Here is a 20402-nt window from a genome sequence, read left to right as displayed (position 1 = left end):
GTCCCGCGCGTGCGGGCAACGGCGGCGACGGTGGTCGCGGTCTGGCTGGTGGTGCTGAGCTGCTACGACCTCCGGCACCGCAGACTGCCCAACCGGCTGACGCTGCCCGGGGGCGCGGTGATCCTGGTGGTCGCCTGGTGTGCCGGACGCGGCGTGCCCGCCGTGGCCGGGGCCGCCGCATTGACCGGGCTGTATCTGCTCGTGCATCTGATCGCGCCGGCCGGGATGGGAGCCGGCGATGTGAAGCTGGCGATCGGCCTGGGCGCGCTGGCCGGCTGCTTCGGCATCGCGGTGTGGTTTCTGGCGGCGTTGGCCGCGCCGCTGCTGACCGCCGTGGTCGGGGTGGCTTTGCGCGGCGCGGTGCCGCACGGTCCGTCGATGTGCCTGGCCACCGCGGCCGCGGTGCTGCTGGGTTGAGCCCGCTCAAAAATTGTGACGCTGGAAATCGTTGCCGGTCCGCGGATGCTCGGCGACCTCGCCGTCAACGGCGCGGAACTGCCCGCGAGCAGTTTCTTCTGACGCGTCGCGGGGATTTAAGTCCATGCATGCCCCCATGGGAGAATGGCACCCGTGTTGCGTTGGATCACCGCGGGGGAGTCCCATGGCCGCGCGTTGGTAGCCGTGGTTGAAGGCATGGTCGCCGGCGTCGAGGTCACCTCGACCGAAATCGGCGACCAGTTGGCCCGCCGCCGGCTCGGTTACGGCCGCGGCGCCCGCATGCAGTTCGAACGCGACGCGGTGACCGTGCTGGCCGGCGTGCGCCACGGCGTGACCCTGGGCGGGCCGATCGCCATCGAGATCGGCAACACCGAATGGCCGAAATGGGAAACCGTGATGGCCACCGACCCCGTCGACCCCGCCGAGCTGGCCGATATCGCGCGCAATGCGCCGCTCACCCGGCCCCGGCCCGGACACGCCGACTACGCCGGCATGCTCAAATACGGCTTCGACGACGCCCGCCCGGTGCTCGAGCGCGCCAGCGCGCGCGAGACCGCCGCCCGCGTCGCGGCGGGCACGGTCGCCCGGTCGTTTCTGCGCCAGGCGCTCGGCGTCGAGGTGCTCTCCCACGTGATCGCGATCGGCCCGTCGCAGCCCTACGACGGACCACCGCCCGGATCCGACGACCTGGACGCGATCGACGCCAGCCCGGTGCGCGCCTTCGACAAGACCGCCGAGCAGGCGATGATCGCCGAGATCGAGGCCGCCAAGAAGGACGGCGACACCCTCGGCGGCGTGGTGGAAGTCGTCGCGCTCGGCCTGCCGGTCGGGCTCGGCTCGTTCACCAGCGGCGACAACCGCCTGGACAGCCAGCTGGCGGCCGCCGTGATGGGCATTCAGGCGATCAAGGGCGTGGAGATCGGCGACGGCTTTGCGACCGCGCGCCGCCGCGGCAGCCAGGCCCACGACGAGATGTACCCGGGTCCCGACGGCGTGATCCGCTCGACCAACAGGGCCGGCGGCCTGGAAGGCGGCATGACCAACGGCCAGGTGCTGCGGGTGCGGGCGGCGATGAAGCCGATCTCGACCGTGCCGCGGGCCCTGGCCACCGTCGACATGGCCACCGGTGACGAGGCCGTCGCCATCCACCAGCGCTCCGACGTGTGCGCGGTGCCGGCCGCCGGCGTCGTCGTCGAGACCATGGTGGCGCTGGTGCTGGCCCGGGCCGCGCTGGACAAGTTCGGCGGCGATTCGCTGGCCGAGACCCGGCGCAACATCGAGGCCTACCAGCGCGCGGTCGCCGAGCGCGAAGCACCGGCCGCCCGCGCCCAGGCGTCCGGGTAGGCCCGCCGTGACCCCCAAGGCCGTACTGGTCGGATTGCCCGGCTCGGGCAAGTCGACCATCGGGCGCCGGCTGGCCAAGGCGATGGGCGTCGGCTACGCCGACACCGACGTGCTGATCGAGCAGCAGACGGGCCGCACCATCGCCGACATCTTCGCCACCGACGGGGAGCAGGAATTCCGCCGCATCGAGGAGGACGTGGTGCGCACGGCGCTGGCTACCCACGACGGCGTCGTGTCGCTCGGCGGCGGCGCGGTCACCACGGCGGGGGTGCGCGAGGCGCTGGCCGGGCACACCGTCATCTTCCTGGAGATCGGCGCCCGAGAAGGCGTGCGGCGCACCGGCGGGACCTCCGCCCGGCCGCTGCTGGCCGGCGGGGACCGGGCCGAGAAATACCGCGCCCTGATGGCGCAACGAACTCCGCTGTACCGGCGCGTCGCGACCCTCCGGGTCGACACCAACCGCCGCAATCCCGGGGCGGTGGTGCGCTACATCATGTCCCGGCTGCCCCTGCAAACCACCCAACAGCCGGTCACGCCCGGCGCCGAGGCAACCACATGACAGAACCCACCCCACCGGTCACCGTACAGGTGGCCGTCGACCCGCCGTACCCGGTGGTGATCGGCACCGGATTGCTCACCGAGCTGGGCGAGCTGCTCGGCGACCGCCACCGCGTCGCGATCCTCCATCAACCGGTATTGGCGCAGACCGCCGAGGCGATCCGCAGCTACCTGGTCGACAAGGGCGTCGACGCGCACCGCATCGAGATCCCGGACGCCGAAGCCGGAAAAGAATTGCCGGTCGTCGGCTTCATCTGGGAAGTATTGGGCCGCATCGGAATTGACCGCAAGGACGCGCTGGTCAGCCTCGGCGGCGGCGCGGCCACGGACGTCGCCGGCTTCGCCGCGGCCACCTGGCTGCGCGGCGTCTCGATCGTGCATGTTCCGACCACGCTGCTGGGTATGGTCGACGCCGCGGTCGGCGGCAAGACCGGCATCAACACCGATGCGGGCAAGAATCTGGTCGGTGCCTTCCATCAGCCGCTCGCGGTTCTGGTCGACCTGGCCACGCTGGAAACGTTGCCGCACAACGAGATCGTGGCCGGGATGGCCGAGGTGGTGAAGGCCGGGTTCATCGCCGATCCGGTGATCCTCGACCTCATCGAAGCCGACTCGCAGGCGGCGCTGGATCCCAAGGGTGAGGTGATGCCGGAGCTGATCCGGCGCGCGATCGCCGTCAAGGCCGAGGTGGTCGCCGCCGACGAAAAAGAATCCGAGCTGCGCGAAATCCTCAACTACGGGCACACTTTGGCGCACGCCATCGAACGTCGGGAGCGCTACCAGTGGCGCCACGGTGCCGCGGTATCGGTGGGCCTGGTGTTCGTTGCCGAGCTCGCCCGGCTCACCGGCCGGCTCGACGACGACACCGCCGCGCGGCACCGCGCCATCCTGACCTCGCTGGGCCTGCCGGTCAGCTACGACCCCGACGCGCTGCCCCAGCTGCTGGAATACATGGCGGGAGACAAGAAATCGCGCGCCGGTGTGCTGCGGTTCGTGGTTCTCGACGGCCTGGCCAAGCCCGGCCGCTTGGTGGGACCGGACCCGGGCCTGCTGGTGACGGCCTACGCGGGAGTCTGTGCGCCATGACCACGACAGTCAACGTCATCAACGGCCCCAACCTGGGCCGGCTGGGCCGGCGCGAGCCCGAGGTCTACGGCGACACCACGCACGACCAGCTGGCGGCGCTGATCGAACGCGAGGCCTCCGGGCTTGGGCTCAAAGCTGTTGTGCGGCAAAGTGATAACGAATCCGAATTGCTGGACTGGATTCACGCGGCCGCCGACGCGGGGGAGCCGGTGATACTCAACGCCGGCGGCCTGACTCATACATCGGTGGCGCTGCGCGATGCGTGCGCCGAACTGCGCGCCCCGCTGATCGAGGTGCACATCTCCAATGTGCATGCGCGCGAAGAGTTTCGGCGTCACTCATATCTCAGCCCGGTCGCGACCGGAGTGATCGTCGGGCTGGGCGTCCAGGGCTATCTGCTGGCCCTGCGCTACCTGGCCGAGACGAATCAGGACTAGCGGCTAGTCCTTCTTTCCCCACTGCGAGCTCGGCCATTCCGAACCCGGCTCATCGGTGCGGATCACCTCGGTCTTGGCGTCATCGGCACGAGTCGAGATCGTTTCGGTTTTGGCGTCGTCCGCACGAGTCGGGATGGTCTCGGTGGGCGCGTCCCGTTCGGCGGTGGCCACCGCCGACGGCTGCGCCGCCGCGTGCGCCCCGGGATGCTGCACCGGCACCTCACCGGTCGGCGCCTCGTCGGCACTGGCGGCGGTGAACACGTCGGTGTCAGCCCGCTCCTCGTCCGGCCCGCCCGGCCGGTCCGGCGGGGGATTGCGGTCCACCCGCCAGCGACCGACGGCCACCCCGACGATCCCGGGCAGGAAGACGCAGAGCGCGGTGAACGCCGCGAACGTCGTCACCTCGTTGATCAGCCCCCCGGTGTAGAGGCCCTTGTAGAACAGCGCGACGAGCCAGGACACGGCCCCGCTCAGAATCCCGGCCAACAGCCCGGCCAACAGCCAGGTCATCGCCAGGTCCGCTCGACGATCAGGATCCGCGTTGGCTTTCGCGTCGGCCCGGCCGTCCAGCACCCCCCATACGGCTACGCCGATGATGAACAGCAGAAGCAGTACAACACTGATCAATCCCGCCTGCGTCTGCCACGCGTTGATGATCGCCCCCTGGACCAGCCGGACGACAACCATCAGTCCAGCGAACGCCAATCCACGCAGCATCCAGTTACTCATGGCCAATCAGCGTAGCGAGTACCGTCGTGAGTCGTGACACATTCCCAGCGTCGAGACAATCTAAAAAGCCGGATCGGTGCCAGCGGGTTGGACGCGATGCTGGTCACGGACCTGATTAACGTGCGCTATCTGTCAGGTTTCTCCGGATCCAACGGCGCGTTGCTGGTCTTTGCCGACGATCGTGAAGCCATTTTGGCCACCGACGGCCGTTACCGCACCCAGGCCGCGGCGCAGGCGCCCGATCTCGAAGTCGCCATCGAGCGGGCCGTCGGGCGCTACCTGGCGGGGCAGGCGGGCGACGCGGGCGTGTCCAAGCTGGGCTTCGAAAGCAATGTGGTCACGGTGGACGGATTCGACGTGCTGGAGGCCGAGCTGGGCGAGCACGGCGGGAAGACGGAGCTGGTGCGGGCCGCCGGAACGGTCGAAGCGCTGCGCGAGATCAAGGACGCCGGTGAGGTGGCGCTGCTGCGATTGGCCTGCGAGGCCGCCGACGCCGCCCTGAAAGACCTGGTCGCGCGCGGCGGTCTGCGGCCCGGCCGAACCGAACGCGAGGTCAGCCGCGAGCTCGAGGGCCTGATGCTCGACCACGGTGCCGACGCGATTTCGTTCGAGACGATCGTGGCCGCCGGACCGAATTCGGCGATCCCGCACCACCGCCCGACCGACGCGGTCCTCGCCGACGGTGACTTCGTCAAGATCGACTTCGGCGCGCTGGTCGGCGGCTACCACTCCGACATGACCCGCACGTTCGTGCTGGGCAAGGCCGCCGACTGGCAGCTGGAGATCTACCAGCTGGTCGCCGAGTCGCAGCGGGCCGGCCGGGAGGCGCTGCGGCCGGGCGCCGACCTGCGTGAGGTGGACGGCGCCGCGCGCCGGGTGATCGCCGACGCGGGTTACGGCGAGCAGTTCAGCCATGGTTTGGGGCATGGGGTGGGCCTGCAGATCCACGAAGCGCCGGGAATCGGTGCCACCTCGTGCGGGACATTGCTGGCCGGTTCGGTCGTGACGGTGGAGCCGGGCGTCTACCTGCCGGGCCGCGGCGGTGTCCGCATCGAGGACACCCTGGTGGTCGCCGGCGAGGCGTCGGAAGCCGGCGGGCAGACCGCCGAGCTGCTGACTCGGTTCCCCAAGGAACTGGCCATTCTGACGTAGCTGGAGCGACGCCCCGACGTCTCCGTGAACGGTCGGGCAGCTCCGTTAGCGGCGTGGTGAGTGCGGGACCGGGGCGCGGGTAAGCTGCATCCGGTGCTGTTCTGCGCGCACCGTCTGCGGTAGAACCCGCTGCCGGGCACCTGCCCGGCCTTGGAAAACGCCCTGAAAATTTGGCCATCCTGTAGGAGATAGAGCGACCGTGGCATCGACTGCCGACTTCAAGAACGGACTGGTGCTGGTGATCGACGGCCAGCTCTGGCAGATCACCGAGTTTCAGCACGTCAAACCGGGTAAAGGCCCGGCCTTCGTACGTACCAAGCTGAAGAACGTGCTCTCGGGCAAGGTCGTCGACAAGACGTACAACGCCGGCGTGAAGGTGGATACCGCCACCGTCGACCGCCGCGACGCCACCTACCTGTACCGGGACGGCTCGGATTTCGTGTTCATGGACAGCCAGGACTACGAACAGCATCCGCTGCCGGAATCGCTGGTCGGCGACGCCGCCCGGTTCCTGCTGGAGGGCCTGCCGGTGCAGGTGGCCTTCCACAATGGGGCACCGCTGTACCTCGAGTTGCCGGTCTCGGTCGAACTCGTGGTCACCCACACCGAGCCGGGCCTGCAGGGCGACCGGTCCAGCGCCGGCACCAAGCCCGCGACCGTGGAGACCGGCGCCGAACTGCAGGTGCCGTTGTTCATCAACACGGGCGACAAGCTGAAGGTGGATTCCCGCGACGGCAGCTACCTGGGTCGGGTCAACGCCTGACCATGCCGGACGGTAAATCGCCGAGGCCCACCAAGGGACGCCATCACGCCCGTAAGCGTGCGGTGGATTTGTTGTTCGAGGCCGAGGCCCGCGGCCTGAGCCCGATCGAGGTGGCCGACGTGCGCGTTGAGTTGGCCCAGGCCAACCCCGACGTCAAGGCACTGCACCCGTACACGATCGCGGTGGCGTACGGCGTCGGCGATCAATTCGCCCACATCGACGACCTGATCAGCAGTCACCTGCAGGGTTGGACACTGGACCGGCTGCCGGCGGTCGACCGCGCGATCCTGCGCGTCGCGGTGTGGGAGCTGCTCTATGCCGACGACGTGCCGGAGGCGGTCGCGGTCGATGAGGCCGTGCAGCTGGCCAAGGAGTTGTCCACCGACGAGTCACCGGGGTTCGTCAACGGGGTCCTCGGCCAGGTCATGCTGGTAACGCCGCAGATCCGGGCCGCCGCCAAGGCCGTCCGAGCCGCAACGGTCGCGGCCCCGACACCGGAGAACCCCGAACCGCCGTCATGACCCGACTGGAGCTCCGCGCCTACCTCGCTGTCTTCCTGGCCGCGACGGTGGTGCTGGGCGCCGTGATCTGCGCCGCGTACGGACTCACCATCGTCGCCGCGGCGCTGTCGATCTATGCGCTGGGTGTGGGCGCCTGGCTGTATCACTCGATCGAGCGGCTGATCGTCGCTCGCCGCATCAGCACGGTGCGGTCGGCGGCCAGGCCTCTGCAGCCGCTGCTACCGGTGATGGCCGCTCTGATGGGCCTGACGCAGGCCGTGGTGCGCTCGCTCACCGACGTCACCGAGCTGCCGGCGCGCGGGCGGGAGCTGCCGATGCTGCGGTGGATGGACGGCAGCCGCGGCGGGCGCCGCGTGGTCGACGGCGACGACACCGAGCGCTGACCGATCCGGTGAATCCTGAGCAAAAAGATCGCCGACTCAGGCCAGACCGGATAACAATGGTGGCGGACTTGTCGAGCGATACCCGCTAACTACGGAAGCGGCAGCATGACCCAGCCCGCGCCAGAAACAGGTGACGACATGAATCCCTACAGTGCCCACCCGCGACGGCTGCGCGTCTCCGCGCTGGCGGCGGTGGCCAACCCGTCGTACACCCGCATCGACACTTGGAACCTGCTCGACGACGCATGCCGTCACCTCGCGGAGGTCGACCTGGCCGGGCTGGACAAAACGCATGACTTGGCGAAGGTCAAGCGCCTGATGGACCGCCTGGCTGCTTACGAGCGGTACTGGCTGTTTCCCGGCGCGCACAACCTGGCGGCCTACCGCGCCCACCTGGAGAGCCTGTCCACGGTGCGGCTCGCCGAGGAGGTGTCGCTGGCGGTGCGCCTGCTCAGCGAATACGGCGACCGCACAGCACTTTTCGACACGTCTGCGCCGTTAGCCGACCAGGAGTTGGTGGCCCAGGCCAAGCAGCAGCAGTTCTATACGGTGTTGCTCGCCGACGACTCGCCGAATACCGGGCCCGACTGCCTGGCCGAAGCCCTGCGGGCGCTGCGCTGCCCGTCCGACGACGTGCAGTTCGAGCTGTTGGTGGTGCCCAGCGTCGAGGACGCCATCACCGCCGTCGCCCTCAACGGCGAGATTCAGGCCGCGATCATCCGCCACGACGTGGCATTGCGCTCGCGGGACCGGGTGCCGTTGATGAACACGTTGCTGGGTGTCGCCGACGACGCGGTCGGACGCGACTGCGGCAGCGACTGCATCGAATGCGGTGACTGGATCCGTGAATTGCGGCCGCACATCGACCTTTATCTGCTCACCGACGAGTCGATCGCGGCGGGCAACGACGAGGAAAACGACGTTTACGACCGGACGTTCTACCGGCTCAACGACGTCACCGATCTACACAGCACGGTGCTGGCCGGTCTGCGAAGCCGTTTCGCCACGCCGTTTTTCGACGCCCTGCGGGCCTACGCGGACTCGCCCGTCGGCCAGTTCCACGCCCTGCCCGTCGCGCGCGGCGCCAGCATCTTCAATTCCCGGTCGCTGCAGGACATGGGGGAGTTCTACGGCCGCAACATCTTCATGGCCGAGACCTCGACCACCTCGGGCGGTCTGGACTCGCTGCTGGACCCGCACGGCAACATCAAGAAGGCGATGGACAAGGCCGCCAAGACGTGGCATTCCAACCAGACGTACTTCGTCACCAACGGCACGTCGACGGCCAACAAGATCGTCGTGCAGTCGCTGACCCGGCCCGGCGACATCGTGCTGATCGACCGCAACTGCCACAAGTCGCACCACTACGGCCTGGTGCTGGCCGGCGCTTACCCGCTGTATCTGGACGCGTATCCGCTGCCGCAGTTCGCGATCTACGGGGCGGTGCCGCTGGACACGATCAAGAAGGCGCTGCTGGACCTGGAGGAGCGGGGTCAGCTGGACAAGGTGCGCATGCTGCTGGTGACCAACTGCATCTTCGACGGTGTGGTCTACAACCCGCTGCGGGTGATGGAGGAGGTGCTGGCGATCAAGCCGGACATCTGCTTCCTGTGGGACGAGGCGTGGTACGCGTTTGCGACCGCGGTTCCGTGGGCCCGCCAACGCACCGCCATGGTCGCGGCGGACCGGCTCGAGCAGATGCTGGCATCGCCGGAATACGCTGCGGAATACCGTGATTGGGCCGCGTCGATGGAGGGGATCCCGCGATCGGAGTGGGTCAACCACCGGCTGCTGCCCGACCCGAGCAAGGCGCGGGTGCGGGTGTACGCGACGCACTCCACGCACAAGTCGCTGTCGGCGTTCCGGCAGGCGTCGATGATTCACGTGCGCGACCGGGACTTCAACTCGCGCGCCCGCGACGCGTTCGGTGAGGCGTTCTTGACGCACACCTCGACGTCGCCCAACCAGCAACTGCTGGCCTCGCTGGACCTGGCCCGCCGCCAGGTCGACATCGAAGGATTCCAGTTGGTCCGCCAGGTCTACGACATGGCGCTGGTCTTCCGGCACCGCGTCCGCAAGGACCGGCTGATCAGCAAGTGGTTCCGCATTCTCGACGAGGCCGACCTGGTGCCCGAGGAGTTCCGGGCGTCGGCGGTGAGCTCCTACCGCGAGGTTCGGCAAGGCGCGCTGGCCGAGTGGAACGAAGCCTGGCGGTCCGACCAGTTCGTGCTGGATCCGACGCGTGTCACCCTGTTCCTCGGCAACACCGGAATGAACGGGTACGACTTCCGCGAGAAGATCCTGATGGAGCGCTTCGGCATTCAGATCAACAAGACGTCGATCAACAGCGTGCTGCTGATCTTCACGATCGGTGTCACCTGGTCGAGCGTGCACCACCTGCTCGACGTGCTGCGCCGGGTGGCCACCGACCTGGATCGGGAGCGGGAATTGGCCAGTGTGGCCGACTGGACGCTGCACAACCGCCGCGTCGAGGAGATCACCGAGGATCTGCCGCACCTGCCCGACTTCAGCGAATTCGACATCGCGTTCCGTCCCGTGGACAACTGCGTTTTCGGCGACATGCGGGCGGCGTTCTACGCGGGCTACGAGGAGTCCGACCGCGAGTACGTGCAGATCGGTCAGGCCGGGCGGCGGATCGCCGAGGGCAGGAAGCTGGTGTCCACCACGTTCGTGGTGCCCTACCCGCCGGGTTTCCCCGTGCTGGTCCCGGGTCAGGTGGTTTCGAAGGAGATCCTGTATTTCCTGGCCCAACTCGACGTGAAGGAAATCCACGGATACAACCCGGATCTCGGGTTGTCGGTGTTCACTTCCGAGGCGCTGGCCCGCTTGGAAGCCCAACGCAGCGCGGCCAGCGCCGCGGTCGGATCGGTGTTCCCGGGCTTCGAGTTACCGGCGGACACATCGGTTTTGAACGGGGCGCGCAACGGGGACCGCGTTCGGCAATCGGTCGGCGAAGACGCCTGACGTTTAGCCCGATGGCACGGTCAGGCCACCGTTGGCGCGCGCGGGCCGCGGCGGCCCGGGGAAACGACGCAATACTTGCGGCAGAAGCGATTTGACCCGGGAGACATCATGCACGTCACCGTCGACCTGCCCGACGACGGCGAGCAGGTGATGGTGTTGAATCCCAATCCTGGTGCAAGCGAACAGGAGTCGATCGTGCGTGCCGCGTCGATGTGTCCGTCTCAGACGATCCGGATCAGCTACTGACCACTGGGTCGCGACATTCCACGATGGACAAGGCGCCCTCGGCGTAGCGGGCCCGAATCAGTTTCTTGTCGAATTTCCCGACGGTGGTCCGGGGGATCTCGTCGGCGAATGTCCACCGCTCCGGCAACCACCAACGCGCCACGCGGTCGGCGAGGTACCGACGCAACTCCACGGCCCCCACCGCGGGGTCGTTGACCACCACGGCCGCCAATGGCCGCTCCTGCCAACGCGGGTCGGGCACCGCCACCACCGCGGCCTCGTGGACCGCCGGGTGCTCCATGATGCGATGTTCGAGTTCGACCGAGGAGATCCATTCGCCACCCGATTTGATCACGTCCTTGGCCCGGTCGGTCAGGGTGATGTAGCCGCGGTCATCGATGGTTCCCACATCGCCGGTGCGCAGCCAGCCGTCATGGAAATTCGAATCGTCGGCATGTTGGTAGTAGGACCCGGTGATCCACGGCCCGCGGACCTCCAACTCGCCCACCGATGTTCCGTCGTTGGGCAGCACTTCCCGATCGTCGCCGACGATGCGGGCCCGCACGCCGCACCGGACGGCCCTGCGTCGCGCGCAACGCCCAGTGCTCCTCGTACGAAACGTCCGGCGGGGCCAGGCGATGGCCGCCAGCGGCGAGGTTTCGGTCATGCCCCAGGCTTGGCGGATCGCCACGCCGTATTTCTGCTCGAAGTCCATCATCATCGCCGGCGGCACCGCCGACCCGCCGCACGCGACCAGTCGCAGGCTGGAGATGTCGCGGCCGGGGTCGTCGTCCAATCGTTGCGCGACGTCGTTCCAAATCGTCGGGACCGCCCCGGCGATGGTTGGGCGTTGCGCCTCGATCATCTCGATGAGCCGCGGCGCCTGCAGAAAGCGGTCCGGCAGCAGCAGGTCGGCTCCGGCCATCAGCGCGGCATACGGCAGCCCCCAGGCGTTGGCGTGAAACATCGGCACGATGGGCAACAGCCGGTCACCGTCCGCGACGGCCAGACCATTGGCGCTGCACGCGGCCATGGAATGCAGGTAGGTGGACCGGTGGCTGTAGACGACACCTTTCGGATCGCCGGTGGTGCCGCTGGTGTAACACATTGCGGCGGCGGTGTTTTCGGCCAGGTCCGGCCAGGCGAAGGTGGCCGGTTGATCGGCAAGCAGGCTCTCGTAGCGCAGCACCGTCTTGCCGGTGCCGACCAGGACATCGAGGTCACCGTCCCCGACCGCGACGATCGAGTGGACGTCGCGCAGGCCGGCGACGACCGGCGCGAAAGTCGGCGCCAGGGACAGATCCAGGAGTATCACCTCGTCCCGGGCCTGGGTGGCGATGTGGATCAGTTGATCCGGGGGCAGCCGGATGTTCAAGGTGTGCGGCACCGCGCCCATCGACGGCACGGCGAGGTAGGCCTCGAGGTGCTCCTGGTTGTTCCACATGAAGGTGGCCACGCGTTGGTCGCCACTGATGCCGAGGCCGCGCAACGCGTTGGCCAGCCGCGCGCTGCGCGCGCCGACCCCGCCGTAGCTGGCCTCGCGGTAGCCGTCGGCGGTCGCGGTGGTCACCTTGCGCCGGGCGTGCACGGTCGTGCCGTGATGCAGGATGGCCGCCACGGTCAACGGCAGGTCTTGCATGGTGCTGTCCACGATGTCGACTCTGCTGTCGCGCGACGGCTCAGCCCACTGTCCGGGCAGGCCAGTCCTGGCCTGCGCGGGCCGATCTGCGGCCGCCTTGTCAGCGCTGTCGTTGCCCCGTGGCGGCCGGCTCATCGAGCAACCCGCACTGGCCGGCCAGCGCCGCGGCGGCGGCGGGGGAGTTCTACGGCCGCACGGCGCGCGCAACGGCGATTGCGTCAAGCAGACCGAGGACGCCTGACGCTCAGCCCGCCGACGGCGGCCGCGTGACGATCTGTGGGCGGAAGCCGTACTGCGGGGCGTGGCGCGCGACGTTTCGGCCGCCGACGTTCGCGATCGGCATCGCGGGCATACCGGCCGCCGCCTCGTGCGGTGGCGCAACCAGCGGAGTGCCGATCGGCGTGACGACGCGGGTTATTTCGGCGGCGGTGGTCCAGCTCTGCGGCACCGCCAGCTTGCCGATCGGCATCGCGTTGCCCGTGCCGGCCGCGACGGCTCCGAAACCGGTCGCTCGTGCCAGCTCGGCACCGATCGCCCCGGTGTCAACAGCTGCCGCATCCGCCGCTGCCGCGGCACCATCCCCGGCCGCGGCCGCCACGTCGCCGCTGCCACTCAAGCCCGCATACGTGGTGGGCAGGGCGAAGCCGGAGACCATGGTGGCAAGGGAGTTCACCAAGTTCGAGTTCGGTCCCCAGTTGTTGATGAAGTCCGTCCACCATTGCGGCGGCTGCCATGGTGGCGCGGGTGGGTCGTCGGTCAAGCCAGGGTTGGCGACCTTGGGCGGTACGACAGCAGGAGTCAGCTGCGCGGCGGCCATCGACGCGACCGCGTAGCCGGTCATCGCATCGGCGTCTTGCGCCCACATCTCGATGTACTGCGCCTGGGTGGCCATGATTGCCGGGGTGTTCTGACCGAGGAGGTTGGTCGCCACCAGGTAAGCCAGCTCGCTGCGGTTGGCCGCGACCACTGCCGGCGGAACGGTTGCGGCGAAAGCGGTTTCGTAAGCGACCGCGGCCGCGTCGGCTTGCATGGCGGTGCGGTCGGCCCAGGCCGCGGTGGACTTCATCCACCTCGTATAGCGTGCCGCGGCGGCGGCTGCCGGCGATGCCGACGCCGGGCCGTGCCAGTGCTCGTCGACCAGCGCGGTTATCGTCGAGGCAAACGCCGACGCGGTGTGATGCAGTTCTGCGGCGAGACTTCGCCACGCCGATGCCGCGGCCAGCATCGAGCCGGAACCGTTTCCCGCATACATCAGTGCGGAATTGATTTCAGGTGGCCGTAATGCGAAAACTGCCGGGACGGTCATCGCTCATTCTTTCGTTCGTCCTAGTTCTGTTTCTGGGTGCGCAGCAGAACCCAAACAATTCGTGGTGAAAAGTTTGAGACTGATTGTTCGTACGCGTCGCGCTCGCACGCGAATTCTTATGGACTGTCTACGAATTCGCCCGCGTCGTTAAGGACCGCATAGGAAAGCTGCTCGAGCAATAACGCAGCTTCCCTTGGCGCATCGAAGCTCACGTTCAGCACCCGTTTGGTGATCTGCAGGGCGAGCGGCGAGTGCGCGGCGAGCGTCCGCGCAATGCCGATCGCGCGCTGCACATGCCGGCCGGGCGGGCTGATTTCGGTGACGATGCCCCACTGCTCCGCCTGCCGGGTGGTGAGCCGTCTGCCGCGCAGCACCAGGTCGCTTGCGCGCCCCGCTCCCACGGCCCGAACGATGCGGGTGAGTCCTCCCGAGGAGGGCAGGATTCCGATGCATACCTCCGGAAAGCCGAAAACCGCTGCGGCATCGGCGATTCGCACGTCGGCCGCCAGCGCCAATTCGAGTCCGCCGCCCAGGCAGTAGCCGGTGATCGCGGCCACCGTCGGCTGCGGCAGCATCGCGAATTCCTCGTACACTCGGCCCGAGCCGCGGTAGTAGTCGACGATGTCGCGCGTCGTCATCAGCTGCAGTTCGGTGGTGTCCGCGCCCGCCGAGAATACGGCGTCGCCGCCGGTGACGACGACGGCCCGGCTGGATTTGACTTCGGGACCGTGCAGCGCACGCAGCAATTCGGATTCCATGTGCGACGAGAGCGCATTGAGCTTGCGCTCCCGCCGCAGCGTGATCACCGCGACGTCGTCGTGCCGCGAAACATCAACCGCCCCAACGATGTCCCCCGACATCGGGTTATCGCTGGTCCGTCAGTGTGCGGAATGACAGCAGCTTTTCCAGCCCGCGCTTGTTGGTCTCGTTCGCGATGACGAGGCGTTGAATCTCCGAGGTCCCTTCCCAAATCCGGTCGACCCGCAGCTCTCGCCACAGCCGCTCGACCGGATAGTCGCGGATATAGCCACGGCCGCCGAAGATCTGCACCGCGCGATCCGCCACCCGGTTCGACGCCTCGGACGCCGCAAGTTTCACAGTCGCGGCCTTGGCGTGCAACGTCTTTCGTTGGTCGGGATCACTCAGATCGGCCTGGTCGAATTCCCAGGCGACCTGGTGGGTGAGGGCGCGGTTGGTGGTGATGTCGACGACCGAGTCGGCGATCATGCCCTGGATGAGCTGCCGGTTGATCAGCGGCTGGCCGCCCTGCACGCGTTCGCGCGCCCAGTCGACCGCGTGCGTCAGCGCGCGCTCCGCGGCGCCGATGGTCCGCGCGCCGATCATCAATCGCTCCTCGGTGAACCAATCCCGGGTCAGTTCCAGCCCGGCGCCGATGCCACCGAGTACCGCATCCGCCCCCACTCGGACGTCGGTGAAGCTGAATTCGGGGTGCTCGTAGACGAAAGTGTGGGTGTAGCGCGGGACATTGGTGATGGCCACACCCGGTGTGGCGACGTCCACCAGGAACATGGTCGGAGCGTGCTCCGGCTCGACGTAGGCGAGCACGATGAGATAGTCGGCGACGTCTCCGACGGTGACGAACCACTTTTCGCCGTTGATCACGTAGCCACCGTCGCCGTCCGGCAGCGCGGTGGTCTGGGCGGCCGAGAAGTCGGATCCGGCCGCGGATTCCGAAATGGCAACCGCGTCACGCCGCTCACCGCGCGCGCTGGGGATCAGATACCGCTCGCGTTGCTCCGCGGAGGCGTGCGCGAGCGGGTTGGCCGGCCGCCACACCGTGTCCCACAGTGCGTTCGTCAGCTTGCCGAGTTCGTCTTGCACGACCACCTGTTCCAGCACACTGAGTCCGGCCCCGCCGAACTCGGTTGCCGTGTTGATCGCCTGCAGGCCCGAGCCCAGCACGGCGGCCTTGATCGACGCGTGCGACTCGGTCGACAGTCCGTTGTGGCGTTCGCACTCGTCCTCGAAGGGCATGATCTTCTCGGTAAGGGCGCGGGCGCGGTCTTTGAGCTCGGCTAGCCGTGGGGTGTATGCGAATTCCATTTAACAACAGATCCTTTCACTATATTTTCTATCCAGTTCGGGTGCCGGTTGTCCGGCTCCCAAGGCATCGGCACCGCCGTCGATCACGACAGTCGTCCCGGTGACATAGCTCCCCGAGGGTGAGGCGAGAAATGCGATCACTTCGGAGACTTCCGCCGGCGTGCCGAATCGGCGCAGCGGCACCGCGGCTTCCCAGTTGGCCCGGTCGGCGGGGGAGTAGTTGCGCTGCATGCCGTCGGTCGCGATCGTGCCCGGCGCGATGCAGATGGTCCGAATGCCGAATCGGCTCCATTCCAGGGCAAGTCCTGCCGCCAAGTTCTCCAGTGCGGCCCGGGCGGCACTGGCGTGCACCATCGTCGCGATGCCGCGGCGAGGCGAGAACGCCAGGAAGAAGATTGTGCCGGCTCGCTGCGGGATCATGGTGCGCACCGCGACCTGACGAGTCACCGCCCATGCGGCATCGACCGTGACGCGGTGCACCGCGCGCCAGCCCTTGACCGTGATCTGTTCGGCGGGGGCGCTGAACTGACCGCCCGCGTTGTTCACCAGGATGTCGATCCGGCCGAACCGTTCGATGCAGCGATCGACCAAACGCTGGACCTGTTCGTCGTCGCGAACATCGGTGGCGACCGGCAGGGCCCGCGCGCCAAGGGATTCCACTTCGGCGGCTGCCTTCTGCAGCGGCTCAGGGCGGCGGCCGGCGATCACCACGTCGGCGCCGCAGCGCGCCAGGTCGAGGGCGACGGCCCGGCCGATCCCGGTGCCGCCGCCGGTGACCAGCGCTACCGCCCCGCGGTGCGCGTCGGATCGCAGTACCTGACTCATCTAGGCAACCGGCAGATCGAGAAACGCTGTGCCGCGCTTGATGAGTTCGTTCGCGATGATCACGCGCTGGATTTCCGAGGTACCCTCCCAGATGCGGTCGACGCGCACCTCGCGGTACATCCGCTCGATGGGGTAAGCCCGGTCGTAGCCGCGGCCACCGAAGATCTGAAGGCAGCGGTCGACCACCCGGCCCGCGGCTTCGCTCGCCGACAGCTTCGCGATGGATGCCTTGGCGTGCAATGTCTTTCGGTCCGCACCATTGTCGGCCTCCCAGGCGACCTGGTGGGTGTAGGCGCGGTTGACGGCGATGTCGACGGCGCAGTCCGCGAGCATGGACTGGATCATCTGGAAGTCGCTGATCGGGGATCCGAATTGCTTGCGCTGGGTGGCCCAATCGCGGGCCAGTCGCAGTGCGCGCTCGGCTACCCCGACGGTTCGTGCGGCGATCATCAGACGTTCGTCGGTGAACCAGTCCTTGGTGAGTTCAAAGCCCTGGCCGATTTCACCGAGGATGGCATCGGCAGGCACGAAGGCGTTCTCGAAGATGAACTCGGGGTGACCGTTGACGGCGGAGTGCATGAAGTGCGGTACCCGGCTCATCCGCACGCCCTCGGTGTTCTTCTCGACGAAGAACAGGGTGGATTCGTTGTTGGGCAGCACATTTGCCTGCACCAGCAGGAAGTCCGCGATGTCGCCGCACGTGACGAACCACTTCTCACCGTTGAGCAGCCAGCCGCCGTCGACCGGAGTCGCCGTCGTCGCGATCGCGCCCGCGTCGGATCCGGCGTCCGGTTCGGTCGTGGCGAATGCGTCGAAACGTTCCCCGCGCAGGATGGGCAGCAGGTAGCGCTCCCGCTGTTCGGGCGAGGCCAGCGCCAGCACGTTGGAGGGCCGCCACGGGATGTCCCATAGGCAATTCGTGACTTTCCCGAATTCCTCCTCGACGATCACCTGTTCGAGCAGCGTGAGCCCCGCTCCGCCCCACTCGACCGGCATGTTGATGCCGTACATCCCGGCATCCATCGCCGCCTTGGCCAGCTTGTCGACCGTTTCCGGCGGCAGCGGGCCGCCGGCCTGCTCGGCCTCGTTCTCGTAGCCCATCAGCAGTTCGGCGTAGGCAGCCGCGCGCGCCTTCAGTTCTTGCTGGGCGGCGGTGTAGGTGAAGTCCATCGCAATCTCCTAGTGGTGTTTGACGATTCGGGCGTCCAGAGCCGTTGCCCCCGACGGGGTGACCAACAACGGGTTGATCTCGAGCTCGGCAATTTCGGGATGGGCCGCGGCGTAGTGGCTGAAACGGGCAATGGTCCGGGCGGCGGCCGCCACGTCGACCGGCGGCTTACCACGGTGCCCGTAGAGCAGTGGCGCGGTGCGTAACCGCTCGATCATGCGCGTCGCCGCGGCCTCGTCGACCGGAGCGAGTGCCACCTGCACATCGCGCAGCACCTCGGTCGCGGTGCCGCCCATTCCCACCAAGACGGTCGGCCCGAAGCGGGAATCCCAACGGGCGCCGACGATCAGCTCGATTCCGCTTGCCAGATCCGCCATCTCTTCGACCGAGAACGATGGGGGACTCAGCTTCGCGGAAAGGCGAGCGCGTGCGTTGAAGAGGTCTTCGCGTGATGCCAGGCCCACCACCACGCCGCCGGCATCCGACTTGTGCAGCAGTCCCAATGCCTTGAGGACGTATGGCGGACGCAGTTCGTCGGCGGCGGCACACAATTCGTCGATGGTGCGAATCTCCCGGGCCGCGACGAATTCGATTCCCGCGGCGGTGAAGGCGCGCCGCGATGCCATGTAGTCGATGGCGGCCACAGGTGGTGCCGGTGCCGGCAGGTCGAGCAGCGCGGCCGTCGGTGCCTGCCCGGTCACGGCGGCCAGCGCGGCGGCGGCGTCCGCGATCGCGCCGAAGACGGGCACGCCGCCGTCGCGCAGAATCCGGGTCGCCGGTGCTTCGGGGAAGATCGATTGCACCGCAGTCGGTTTGGCGCCGGCCGCGTCGGCGGCGATCTGTTTGGCCGCGGCACACTCGGCCGGCCCCAGACCCGTCAGGCCGTCCTCGCCGCTCGAATAGCCGCCGAAGTACCCGGTCATCAGGATCCCGTCGACCTCGTCGCAGGCCTGCAGCACCGCGTATGCCCGCGCGTAGCTGTCGGGATCCATCTCGCCGGCCCCGGCCAGGTCGACCGGGTTGCCGACGTGCGACTGCGACCACAACACGTCCCGGAGTCGAGCCTGGGTGTGCTCGCCGAGGGCGGGCACGTCGAGCCCGGCGGCCTCGGCCACGTCACACGCGATAACGCCGTGCCCGCCACCGTCGGTCAGGACGGCGACCCGGCGCCCGCGCGGAACCGCCCGTTGCCGCAGCGCGCACAGCACATCGGCCAGTTCACGGGGGGTGCGAACCAGCATTGCGCCCGCCACCCGGCACGCCGCGGCGATCACCGCCGAATCACTGGTGAGAGAACCGGTGTGCGACTGGGCGCCGCGGGCCGCGGCGGTGCTCGCACCGGCGGCCAGCACCACCACCGGCGTTCCCGAGGCGACCGCGGCCGCGGTGGCGTCGACGAACCCGCGACCGTCCCGGAAGTCCTCGATGTACACGGCGATCGCCGAAGTCCAGGGATGGGCCGCGCACGCGTCGATCAACTCGACAACGTTGACGTCGGCCTGGTTGCCCAGCGAGACGAACCGCGAGATCCCCAGTCCCCGGCTGCTGAACAGCCGATCCAGTTCGATGGCGAGGTTGCCGCTCTGGCTCAGCAGCGCGATGTCACCGGTTGCGAATTGATTCGACGACAGATATGTGGCGGTCGTGTTATCGACCAGGCCAAGACAATTGGGGCCCACCAGCACCGCGCCGGCCGCTCGGACGCGGGCAATCAGGGCATCCTCGCGGGCCCGTCCCGTTTCGTCGGCTTCGCCCAGGCCCGCGGTGATCGCGACGATGGCACGCGCGCCCTTGGCAAGTACGCCGTCGACGGCTTCTTCGAATCCGGCCTCGGGCACCGCGATGACAGCCAGGTCGATGGGCCCGTCCAGGTCGGCGACCGACGTGAGGGTCGGTTGCCCGAGGATATCTGCGCCACTTCGGTTGACCAGCTGCACCCGGTGCCGGTACGCGCCGCGAAGCGCCTGCAGCGTAACGGCATTGCCCCACTTGGCCGGATCGGTACTGGCACCGACGACCGCGATCGAGGCCGGGTCGAACAAGCTCCGCAGATCCCGGCTCATGCGCGCACCCGCAAGGCTCGCGCCGGGCAGGCGGCCACCGCGTCGTGGGCATGGTTGCGCTCGGATGCTGGCACGCTGTCGCCGCCGATCAATCGGGCATAGCCGGAATCGTCGAGGTCGACGAGCGCCGGAGCGGCTACCTGGCACAGGCCGTAGCCCTGACAGGTGTCTTGGTCGAGGAGCAGCTTCACGAGATCTCCCATGGGTCGGTGTTGATACGTGCTTCGAGTTCGGGGATGGCCGCGGCGAGGCGCTTGCGGCGTTCGGCGGTGCGGTAGTAGGCGTTGCCCGGTAACCCGATCAGCATCCGGTCGTGATCGAGCACGACGTGCGCGACGGCGAGCGCCAACTGCGGGTCGCCTTGGCGGTGGCCGCCGGCGACATCGAGCGCGAGTTGGGCCGCTCGGTCCAGATAGCGCAACCAGCGCCGGCTGGTGCCCCGCAGGATGAGCCTGGTGACGTAATTGCGCTCCCGCGCAACCGTCGCCTCGCCTTGCAGGCCGGCCAGCAGCGCGGGAAGCGACCGCTCGGGCTCGGGGGTCAGTCCCAGCCAGGCGGTTGGCGCCCGGAATGGCTTTTCCCGAGCTTGTGGCCACTTTTGCGGAGTGATGCCGAACCTCCTAACCCTTGACATGTGATGCCTGACACTGGCAGAGTAACAAACTAATCAGTTAGTCAGCTAGTTCCAAATTTCGGAAGCCGAGCAGAAGGACGCG

22 protein-coding genes are annotated in these 20402 nt (G+C 68.1%); 12 read left to right on the top strand and 10 right to left on the bottom strand.

Translation table 11 applies throughout. From position 1 onward, the window contains the following. The first annotated feature begins 9 nt into the window (after positions 1-9). The 5 genes from G6N55_RS06095 (at position 10) to aroQ (ending at position 3863) form a co-directional block, all read left to right on the top strand. Positions 10-417, top strand: a complete 408-nt coding sequence (locus tag G6N55_RS06095) for a prepilin peptidase (RefSeq protein ID WP_085221949.1) — start codon at positions 10-12, stop codon at positions 415-417. A gap of 153 nt (positions 418-570) precedes the next feature. Further along, positions 571-1782: a chorismate synthase gene (aroC, locus tag G6N55_RS06090; protein ID WP_085222016.1), complete on the top strand. Its 1212-nt coding sequence runs from the start codon at positions 571-573 to the stop codon at positions 1780-1782. A 7-nt stretch (positions 1783-1789) separates the two neighbouring features. Then, positions 1790-2341, top strand: coding sequence for a shikimate kinase (locus G6N55_RS06085; protein ID WP_085221950.1), 552 nt, complete (start codon positions 1790-1792; stop codon positions 2339-2341). Then, positions 2338-3426 carry a 3-dehydroquinate synthase gene (gene aroB, locus G6N55_RS06080; protein ID WP_085221951.1) on the top strand — a complete coding sequence of 363 codons (1089 nt, stop codon included), beginning with the start codon at positions 2338-2340 and terminating at the stop codon, positions 3424-3426. Before G6N55_RS06085 ends, aroB begins: the two co-directional genes overlap by 4 nt. Beyond that, positions 3423-3863 carry a type II 3-dehydroquinate dehydratase gene (gene aroQ / locus G6N55_RS06075; RefSeq protein ID WP_085221952.1) on the top strand — a complete coding sequence of 147 codons (441 nt, stop codon included), beginning with the start codon at positions 3423-3425 and terminating at the stop codon, positions 3861-3863. The genes aroB and aroQ overlap by 4 nt, the downstream gene beginning before the upstream one ends. Before the next feature lie 3 nt (positions 3864-3866). On the opposite strand, the gene G6N55_RS06070 is transcribed toward aroQ, so the two are convergent. Next, on the bottom strand, positions 3867-4592 hold the full coding sequence (locus tag G6N55_RS06070) for a B-4DMT family transporter (RefSeq protein ID WP_179968122.1): 726 nt from the start codon (positions 4590-4592) through the stop codon (positions 3867-3869). 33 nt (positions 4593-4625) lie between these two features. On the opposite strand from G6N55_RS06070, the gene G6N55_RS06065 reads away from it, so the two are divergent. The 6 genes from G6N55_RS06065 to G6N55_RS06040 all read left to right on the top strand — a co-directional run bounded on the left by G6N55_RS06065 (position 4626) and on the right by G6N55_RS06040 (position 10642). Next, positions 4626-5744 (top strand): M24 family metallopeptidase, encoded by a 1119-nt coding sequence (locus G6N55_RS06065; RefSeq protein ID WP_085221954.1) that lies wholly within the window; start codon positions 4626-4628, stop codon positions 5742-5744. Positions 5745-5943: 199 nt separating this feature from the next. Beyond that, positions 5944-6507 (top strand): elongation factor P, encoded by a 564-nt coding sequence (gene efp / locus G6N55_RS06060; protein ID WP_085221955.1) that lies wholly within the window; start codon positions 5944-5946, stop codon positions 6505-6507. A gap of 2 nt (positions 6508-6509) precedes the next feature. Next, complete coding sequence (gene nusB, locus G6N55_RS06055; RefSeq protein WP_085221956.1) at positions 6510-7028, top strand: transcription antitermination factor NusB; 519 nt, start codon at positions 6510-6512, stop codon at positions 7026-7028. Further along, a complete protein-coding gene (locus G6N55_RS06050; RefSeq protein ID WP_085221957.1) occupies positions 7025-7411 on the top strand; it encodes an antitermination protein NusB in 387 nt (128 codons plus the stop codon). The genes nusB and G6N55_RS06050 overlap by 4 nt, the downstream gene beginning before the upstream one ends. A gap of 138 nt (positions 7412-7549) precedes the next feature. Next, positions 7550-10396, top strand: coding sequence for an aminotransferase class I/II-fold pyridoxal phosphate-dependent enzyme (locus G6N55_RS06045; protein ID WP_085222017.1), 2847 nt, complete (start codon positions 7550-7552; stop codon positions 10394-10396). 108 nt (positions 10397-10504) lie between these two features. Continuing rightward, positions 10505-10642 (top strand): hypothetical protein, encoded by a 138-nt coding sequence (locus G6N55_RS06040; protein WP_163667184.1) that lies wholly within the window; start codon positions 10505-10507, stop codon positions 10640-10642. Here G6N55_RS06040 and G6N55_RS06035 read toward each other — a convergent pair. Further along, a complete protein-coding gene (locus G6N55_RS06035) occupies positions 10632-12272 on the bottom strand; it encodes a fatty acid--CoA ligase (RefSeq protein WP_232078932.1) in 1641 nt (546 codons plus the stop codon). The two genes, G6N55_RS06040 and G6N55_RS06035, sit on opposite strands and share 11 nt — an antisense overlap. A gap of 1 nt (position 12273) precedes the next feature. On the opposite strand from G6N55_RS06035, the gene G6N55_RS06030 reads away from it, so the two are divergent. Continuing rightward, entirely contained in the window at positions 12274-12501 is a 228-nt protein-coding gene (locus tag G6N55_RS06030) for a hypothetical protein (protein ID WP_139826818.1), read from the top strand. A 3-nt stretch (positions 12502-12504) separates the two neighbouring features. Here G6N55_RS06030 and G6N55_RS06025 read toward each other — a convergent pair whose 3' ends face one another. The 8 genes from G6N55_RS06025 to G6N55_RS05990 form a co-directional block, all read right to left on the bottom strand. After that, complete coding sequence (locus tag G6N55_RS06025; RefSeq protein ID WP_085221959.1) at positions 12505-13566, bottom strand: PPE family protein; 1062 nt, start codon at positions 13564-13566, stop codon at positions 12505-12507. Positions 13567-13682: 116 nt separating this feature from the next. Continuing rightward, the gene (locus tag G6N55_RS06020) at positions 13683-14426 is read right to left on the bottom strand and encodes an enoyl-CoA hydratase/isomerase family protein (protein WP_085221960.1); all 744 of its coding nucleotides are present in this window, start codon (positions 14424-14426) and stop codon (positions 13683-13685) included. A gap of 4 nt (positions 14427-14430) precedes the next feature. After that, a complete protein-coding gene (locus G6N55_RS06015) occupies positions 14431-15630 on the bottom strand; it encodes an acyl-CoA dehydrogenase family protein (protein ID WP_085221961.1) in 1200 nt (399 codons plus the stop codon). Further along, on the bottom strand, positions 15631-16455 hold the full coding sequence (locus tag G6N55_RS06010) for an SDR family oxidoreductase (RefSeq protein ID WP_085221962.1): 825 nt from the start codon (positions 16453-16455) through the stop codon (positions 15631-15633). It abuts the gene before it with no gap. Further along, positions 16456-17625 carry an acyl-CoA dehydrogenase family protein gene (locus tag G6N55_RS06005; protein ID WP_085221963.1) on the bottom strand — a complete coding sequence of 390 codons (1170 nt, stop codon included), beginning with the start codon at positions 17623-17625 and terminating at the stop codon, positions 16456-16458. It abuts the gene before it with no gap. 9 nt (positions 17626-17634) lie between these two features. Continuing rightward, complete coding sequence (locus tag G6N55_RS06000; protein ID WP_085221964.1) at positions 17635-19686, bottom strand: acetate--CoA ligase family protein; 2052 nt, start codon at positions 19684-19686, stop codon at positions 17635-17637. Continuing rightward, a complete protein-coding gene (locus G6N55_RS05995; protein ID WP_197747391.1) occupies positions 19683-19889 on the bottom strand; it encodes a ferredoxin in 207 nt (68 codons plus the stop codon). Before G6N55_RS05995 ends, G6N55_RS06000 begins: the two co-directional genes overlap by 4 nt. Continuing rightward, on the bottom strand, positions 19874-20320 hold the full coding sequence (locus G6N55_RS05990; RefSeq protein ID WP_085221966.1) for a hypothetical protein: 447 nt from the start codon (positions 20318-20320) through the stop codon (positions 19874-19876). The genes G6N55_RS05995 and G6N55_RS05990 overlap by 16 nt, the downstream gene beginning before the upstream one ends. Between the last annotated feature and the right edge of the window lie 82 nt (positions 20321-20402).

It is taken from the genome of Mycobacterium florentinum (assembly GCF_010730355.1).
In the GTDB taxonomy this organism is placed as follows: domain Bacteria; phylum Actinomycetota; class Actinomycetes; order Mycobacteriales; family Mycobacteriaceae; genus Mycobacterium; species Mycobacterium florentinum.
This window is presented reverse-complemented; position numbering and strand designations above follow the sequence as displayed.